Origin of the sequence: Sulfurimonas sp. (genome assembly GCF_016744025.1) — a bacterium.
Taxonomy (GTDB): Bacteria; Campylobacterota; Campylobacteria; order Campylobacterales; family Sulfurimonadaceae; genus Sulfurimonas.
Genome location: NZ_JADGFC010000195.1, coordinates 1 through 3,438, shown reverse-complemented (window position 1 = coordinate 3,438; position 3,438 = coordinate 1). Strand labels below are relative to the sequence as shown.

Below are 3,438 nucleotides of genomic sequence, written 5' to 3'. Positions count from 1 at the left end.
AACTCTATTTCTTTAATAGTAAAATATTAACTATTAATAAAAGTCTATATCATTGGGATTAATAATAGTAAATTAAATAGTTAATACCTAGTTTATGAATAAACCCAACACTAGTGTTTCGGGATACTAAAATAAGGATTTTAGATGAAGAACTTAAGCTTTACCATATGGATGATTTTTTTCCCGTTTGTATGCTCAATTGATAGTTATTTGACATTTCTTAAAGGAACAGTATATTCAGACGATGTTGAATTACTAACTTCTGTTACTGTTCTAGCTATTTGGTTCGTAGTTGGCTATCTACTTTTTGATAGAAGCAAAAACACAGAAAATTAATATTAGTCAGAAAATAAAATAAGGGTGTAATAATGAATTCTAGAAGTACTGGAACATCGGCTTTAATACCTAGTTGAACAAATTACTTTATTACCCTAAAATATTTTCAAATAAACCTAAGTACGCTATTACTGCAAACTTTCGTTAGGCTCATCTAAGATGGGCTGTGCGAGGGTTTAAAACACTAAATAAATTAAGGATTAAATTGTGATCTTATTGGTGAAATATGATGAACATATTAATTGTCAAAATAAGATTAAATTCTGACATGAGCATAAAAATAAAGTTCAGTAGAAACTATTATACAAGAGAAGAAATAACAAAAGAGGGGATGTCTTTGGGGAATAAAGAATACGATTACAAGTACTTGCCTGAAGTAATGAAGCGATTATCAGAAAAAACAGCAGCAAAGGAGTCTGAACAACTTCTATTGCTTCTAAGAGTTTCTTATAAACTATTTAAACCCACTAGCATTACTTTTTTTAGTTAAATTAGATATAGCCTCTTTTAATTCTCGTGCTGTAGATTTCGTTAAATTCATCAAGAGCTATAGTTAAATTCTGAAAATACTTTTTAATAATTCGAGTAGGTTTTTTGTTTTTGAAGCTACCAAACTCTCGTTCAAGTAGGTATTCATCAAATAGAGTTGGGTATATTGATATTTTATAGTATCTCAATCTGCCATTCACTTCTCTTTGTAATAGCTTTTGATACTCAGTCATTGTTAACCTCAAAAATAAGATCAGTACCAAGCATGACACCTGGATGATAGGAATGAGTGGTGTTAGAATCTTTAACTCTGTAACTATACTTATTCATATCCTCAATACTTGTAATCATTAGAATCGGTGCTGTGGCCGCAATTGAAATTACAAAGAGACCATTAATTAATAATTTAGATCCTGACAACTCTAAGGTAATTCTCTGAGGAAAGTAATATCTCTGGAATATTAAGAAAAAATACAATGCCATAATTGAGGTTAAAGGCGTGATATAAATCCCACTAACTAACGAGTGTACGAATAAAGAAACTAGTATTGTCAATAGATATCTTTTGATTAGATTCAAAGAACTGAAATATTTAGTGATTATATTTTTTGCATAATAAAACAAAATACTACTAAAAGCTATCAAGCCAATTGTCCCGCTTCCTAAAAAGGCATAAAGCAGTATGTTATGGGGATGTAAGAAACGCGTAACAGCTAAATCTTGTGAGGAGAACCCTATTGCGTGAAAAAGGTAATTAATGTCTGTAATCATAGGAAGAAGAGTCAAGTATATTTTAATTCGTCCACTCGATTCTAAACTAGAGATATGATTAGAATGACCACCTACACTAAATATATATTGAGCAATAAAATACAATATTACACTAATAAAAAAAGTAACAGTAATTAGATGCATATTAAACTTAATTTTTTTAGAGTAAAAATTAGTTATATAAAGAAGCAGAAAAGCACCAAAAATAGAGTATAAGCTTCCCCTAGCTCCAGTATGAAGAAGTAGCATAAAATTTATTGTTAGCAATATTAGCACGAAAGCTTTATCTGGTTTATTCTTTAAAAGAAGAAGAAGTAATCCTAAAGAGGGGACAATGACAGTTTGCAAGTGATTTAACACCCTAATGTTCTTAAAATAAAGAAATATAACCTCATTTAAAGTTTGATCTGCATAAATTACATTTCCTAATATAAATAAAGTATACATAAGTGTTACTGCTGCAGTAAAACGTAAAAAAGAGTAAAGTGTATATTTTTTACCCTTTAATATCATATAAGATATGCAAGTTAATAAAAAAGAAAAAGATATAAATAGTTGTTGACTTTGTTCAAAACCATTATCAATATATGCAGAAAAATATGCTTGAAAAACAGTGAATAGGAAATACAAAATAATTAAATTTTTATAAAAAATAAAAGACTTTATTGCCTGCGAATTGAAGAGTACTTGGTAGAGTATAAATAAAGACAAGACTATCGTAATAATTATTCTATCAAATGTATATGTATCGAAGATTATATTTGATAAGAGAAAATGCGACATAAATACAATGATAAATAATATGAATAAAGCGTTATTTTTCTTGTTTAATATTAGCAAATATAACCTCATAAAGTGTATTGTTACTAACGTATTCTTTTATGTAGTCCATAAATGAGATAGGCAGAAATATATCTATCTTAAGTGTAACTATTTTTTTGATTTCATTTACATTAACAATTTTTATATCAATTTTGTCCGAACTTTTAGCTTTGATCTTGCTCGTTAAATCAAAAACAATTTTATGTGTAAATGCTCCGCTAAAAGGGTTTGTTTTAATAACCATTGGCATTGATAGCACTGCTATTTTTTCTTTGTTATTTAGCAGTTTGGAACGTAAAGAAGATGATATATGCAACCATATATCATTGTTTTTAAGTATAAATTCTCTTTCTTTTAAATTCCTTGGTTTATATGAAAATTCAAGATTACGAGAATGTAAAGTGCTTGTCTCTTGAAGTTTAAAATATACGTTAGCAGATGATACCTTTTTTATTGTTACACTTGTGAAATCTTTATCTTTGAAAGACTGATAGAACTCATTAGATATATTTACAATACTCATGGCTTCAATCTTTTTTAAAAATATTTTCCATATATTGTGAAACATATTGAGCGACATATTTATAATTTTAGACCTCTTATCAGGAGTATAATAGAAGATAATCTGATTACTATTGAACAACGTAGCTACATTGAATTCATCCTTAAAAGTGTCTTCATAAGCTTCCAATATTGAATGAGAAAAAGTATTTTTTACCTCTATAATATGCAAATTATAGAGAGAAGAAAATGTATAAAACTCTGATTCTAAACTCTCTATATTTGACTTTATTTGAAGTAATTTATTCATTATATTTGCTTCCTTATGTGTTATTAATATAATAGTGTGTTTTAGTTTAATTTTATATAAAATGAGTAAAATGTGTATTAAAGAAAGAGGATTTATGCAAAAGTTTATAAAAAAAGTCAACTTATATACTCCAATTAGAAGTAAAATTTGTACATTTATAAGTTTATTTATACTAAGAATATATGAAAAATTTAGAGAATGTTCAGGGG

5 protein-coding genes are annotated in these 3,438 nt (G+C 27.4%); 2 read left to right on the top strand and 3 right to left on the bottom strand.

Annotation, left to right across the window (positions count from 1 at the left end):
• Positions 1–144: 144 nt before the first annotated feature.
• Positions 145–336, top strand: coding sequence for a hypothetical protein (locus QZZ48_RS15000; protein WP_294967066.1), 192 nt, complete (start codon positions 145–147; stop codon positions 334–336).
• A 268-nt stretch (positions 337–604) separates the two neighbouring features.
• Positions 605–826, top strand: a complete 222-nt coding sequence (locus tag QZZ48_RS14995) for a hypothetical protein (protein ID WP_294967065.1) — start codon at positions 605–607, stop codon at positions 824–826.
• Position 827: 1 nt separating this feature from the next.
• Here the strand turns inward: QZZ48_RS14995 and QZZ48_RS14990 are convergent, their stop codons facing one another.
• The 3 genes from QZZ48_RS14990 to QZZ48_RS14980 all read right to left on the bottom strand — a co-directional run bounded on the left by QZZ48_RS14990 (position 828) and on the right by QZZ48_RS14980 (position 3,229).
• Positions 828–1,058, bottom strand: a complete 231-nt coding sequence (locus tag QZZ48_RS14990; RefSeq protein WP_294967064.1) for a WGR domain-containing protein — start codon at positions 1,056–1,058, stop codon at positions 828–830.
• On the bottom strand, positions 1,051–1,944 hold the full coding sequence (locus tag QZZ48_RS14985) for an O-antigen ligase family protein (protein ID WP_294967063.1): 894 nt from the start codon (positions 1,942–1,944) through the stop codon (positions 1,051–1,053). The genes QZZ48_RS14990 and QZZ48_RS14985 overlap by 8 nt, the downstream gene beginning before the upstream one ends.
• A gap of 466 nt (positions 1,945–2,410) precedes the next feature.
• Positions 2,411–3,229: a hypothetical protein gene (locus QZZ48_RS14980; RefSeq protein WP_294967062.1), complete on the bottom strand. Its 819-nt coding sequence runs from the start codon at positions 3,227–3,229 to the stop codon at positions 2,411–2,413.
• Positions 3,230–3,438 lie beyond the last annotated feature (209 nt).

What these genes read in the sequence shown, in the direction of transcription:
- QZZ48_RS14980 (WP_294967062.1), bottom strand. Translation starts at nt 3,229, where the DNA reads ATGAATAAATTACTTCAAATAAAGTCAAATATAGAGAGTTTAGAATCA.
- QZZ48_RS15000 (WP_294967066.1), top strand. Translation starts at nt 145, where the DNA reads ATGAAGAACTTAAGCTTTACCATATGGATGATTTTTTTCCCGTTTGTA.
- QZZ48_RS14995 (WP_294967065.1), top strand. Translation starts at nt 605, where the DNA reads ATGAGCATAAAAATAAAGTTCAGTAGAAACTATTATACAAGAGAAGAA.
- QZZ48_RS14990 (WP_294967064.1), bottom strand. Translation starts at nt 1,058, where the DNA reads ATGACTGAGTATCAAAAGCTATTACAAAGAGAAGTGAATGGCAGATTG.